2 protein-coding genes are annotated in these 3,201 nt (G+C 71.1%); both read left to right on the top strand.

Annotated elements, in window-relative coordinates; translation table 11 throughout:
- Positions 1–946 precede the first annotated feature (946 nt).
- The gene (locus QH195_RS00010) at positions 947–2,821 is read left to right on the top strand and encodes a serine/threonine-protein kinase (protein WP_280433833.1); all 1,875 of its coding nucleotides are present in this window, start codon (positions 947–949) and stop codon (positions 2,819–2,821) included.
- Positions 2,822–2,999: 178 nt separating this feature from the next.
- On the top strand, positions 3,000–3,201 hold a 202-nt coding region (locus QH195_RS00005; RefSeq protein WP_432278820.1), incomplete at its 3' end, for a hypothetical protein.

The following is a 3,201-nucleotide window of genomic DNA, read 5'->3' as shown; positions in this document are numbered from 1 at the left end:
CCGGGGCGGCCGCGGGGGGGGTCGGGGGGTCGGGCGCGCCCCCGGCCAACCACCCCGGCCGCGCTTTTTCTGCGCTGACCCGCGCCCGCGGCCCCCGCGCCGGGGGGGCGGGGCCCGCCGGGCCCGCGGGGCGGGCGCGCTCCGGGGCCCGGGGTGCGCTTGCGCCCCGGCCCACGGCACGGTCCCGGTGGCCCCGGCTACGGTTCGGGGGAGTTCGGGCAGCCGGGTGGACGGGGCGCGCCGCCGTACCGGTCCACCGAGTACCGGCAGGCAGGTGCGGTACCGCCGCGGTACGCGTCCAGCGAATACCGGCACCCCGGTCCGGCGGTACCACCGCACGGGTCCAGCGAATTCCGGCACCCCCACCGTGCCGGACCGCGGCCCGGGGGTGCCGGTAACCGTCCGCCGCCGAACTCGGGTGAGCCCCCGCCCGCCCCCAATGATTTCCGGCCGCCCGCATCCAGAACGCGCGGCCCCGGCGACCTCCCGCGCCCGGTCGATCAGCCGCGCGCGGAACCGGCCGAACCCGCGGTCATCGATCTGCCCGGGTTCCGCCGTCCCCCGGGCACGAGTCCGCCGCCTGATCCCGGTGGTCCGCCACCGCGCTCTGGTGCTACGCCCTGACCGGGCAGCGGATCGCAGTCCACCGTCCGGCCGCCCGGAACGAAGCGCAAGTTACGTCGTCGATGCGGAACCCGTACCGGATCTCCCGGCCGCGGCCGATGCGGCGGTGTACCCACAAGGTCCGGCCGGGCGGATCCAGCAACGGGCCGGCGGCCGTTTCGCATGCTGTTGTTGCCGGGAGGCGAGAGCCGTCGGCGGAGCATCGACTCCTGCTATGGTTTCGATGATTTCGCGTGACCGAACCGCTGCGGTCCGGTCACGCTTTTCGTCTACGCAGGTGCTGCCGGTGGGTCCCGGTGGCGTGGCGGGAATTGGAGCGGACATGCTGGCCAACGGCGATGTTTTCGCCGGCTATGTCATCGACCGGCAACTCGGCCGGGGTGGGATGGGCTCGGTCTACCTGGCGAAACATCCGCGACTGCCGCGGATGACGGCGCTGAAACTGCTGAATCGGGAGATGTTCTTCGATAAGGAGGTGCGCGCCAGATTCGAACGGGAGGCCGATCTGGTCGCCCGCCTGGACCATCCCAATATCGTGACGGTGTACGACCGCGGGCTCGAGGACGAGCAGCTGTGGATCTCCATGCAGTACATCGACGGTATCGACGCCGCGTCGGTCGATCCCCAGAAACTGCCGCCGGAACGGGCTGTGCAGATCATCTCCGAAACCGCCTCCGCGCTCGACTACGCGCACGGTATGGGGGTGATGCACCGCGACGTCAAACCGGCCAACATTCTGCTGGCGCGATCCACCGGCGGCCGCGGCGAACGGGTCTACCTCACCGATTTCGGTATCGCGCGGCTACGCGACGACACCGGGCATCTCACCCAGACCGGCACTTTCACGGCCACGCTGGCCTATGCGTCGCCCGAACAGCTCACGGGCGCCGATCTCGACCACCGCTCGGACCAGTACTCGCTGGCGTGTTCGCTGTACTGGCTGCTCACCGGCAACGGTCCGTTCACCTCCACCAATCCGGCCGGGGTGATCCAGGGTCATCTGCAGTCACCGCCGCCGTCGCTGAGCGCTGCCCGGCCCGAACTGCCGCCGACGTTGGACGTGGTGCTCGCCAAGGCGATGGCCAAACGCCCCGACGATCGCTTCGCCTCGTGCAGTGAATTCGCCGAGGCAGCGAAGCAGGCGCTGGCTTCTCCGGGTTCGTCCGCCATGCCGATGGGTGTCGCGCCCACCGCGGTGGCGGCGACTTACCAGCCGCCGAACGTCCCGTACAGCAGCGGCGCGAATCCCTATCCGAGCACCGCGGCGCCGCAGCCGTATGCCAGTGGCACCCAGGCCCAGCCTCAGCCGTATGCCGCCGGTGTTCAGCAGCCGCCGTACACCAGCGGCGCCCAGCAGGGCCAGCAGCCGCCGTACGCGAGCGGTTTCCAGCAGCAGCCGGTCGATATGGGACGGCCCGGCGGGGATATGCACCAGCAGCACTACGGCAGCGGGCCGGGCTATCCGAACCCCGTCGGCCACCCGTACGGTGGCGGCGGGTCGGGCGCCTACACCCAGCCCACCAACTATCCGCAGCCGATGGGCCAGATGGGGCAGATGCCGCAGGGCGGGCCACCGCCGGCCAAGTCCAATACCGGGCTCATCGCCGCCATCTGTATCGGCCTCGTGGTGCTGATCGGTGTGGTGGTCGGTGTCGTGGCCCTCGCTTCCAGCGGTGGCGACGACGGCGGCAACGGGAAACAGGCCGGCCCCACCAGCACCCAGACCGCCGTCGCGCCGGTCCCGGCCAACGCGGAGTCGATCAGCAAAGAGTTCCCCCAGCTGGTCCCCGCGAGCAAGGACGAGGAAATCGGCTACGACGGCGCGAAATGCTGGGAAACCGATGACGGCTACACCCCCACCCCGGACGACGGCGAACCCGATTTCGGGAAATGGGCCTGGCAGTGGCGCTGCTACGGCGGCGGCAACAACGAGGACCCGTTCTACCGGATCTACGTCTACGACTCCGCCACCGAGGTGGATTCGGTGGTGAAGGGCCTGCCGGCCACTGCCGAGAAATCCAGCGACACCAACGGCAGCCGCACCTACACCAACTACAAATGGGACAGCGACGGACCGAAGATGGTCACGGTGTTCACCAATCATCCGGAGCGGGCGCAGTACCTGATGTACACCGACGGCATCGTCGGCACCATCCCCGAGATGGTGACCTGGTGGAAGTCGGCGCCACTGAACTGAGCTGTCTGATCGCCGCGCCCCCCCCGGGGGCGGGGGGGGCGGGCCGCCCCACCCCCTGGTCGTCGGGCGGGGCGCCGGGCGGGGGCGCCCGCGGGGGCCGGCGGGGGGGGGGGGGCCCGTGCCCCCCCCCCCCCCCGACGCGGCGACCGTCCGCGCCGTCCTGGCGGCCGTCCGCGGCTTGCCGTGGGTGTTGCGTGAACGCGAAGTGGTACCGGCCGAGGTGGAGGCGGGTCTCCTGTTGCTGGAGGACGACCTCGCCGACGACGAGACCGCGGTTTCGGACGCGCCGTCGGAGCGGGTGCTGCGATCGGCGGCGGTATCCATGCCGGGCGTGCTGCTGACCCAGCTCGCCGCATTGCGCGCACTGCGGTTACAGGGTT

This window comes from Nocardia carnea (genome assembly GCF_029868855.1).
GTDB classification, from domain to species: domain Bacteria; phylum Actinomycetota; class Actinomycetes; order Mycobacteriales; family Mycobacteriaceae; genus Nocardia; species Nocardia carnea_A.
This window is presented reverse-complemented; position numbering and strand designations above follow the sequence as displayed.

Coding starts and splice junctions, on each gene's coding strand:
- QH195_RS00010 (WP_280433833.1), top strand. CDS start 947: ATGCTGGCCAACGGCGATGTTTTCGCCGGCTATGTCATCGACCGGCAA.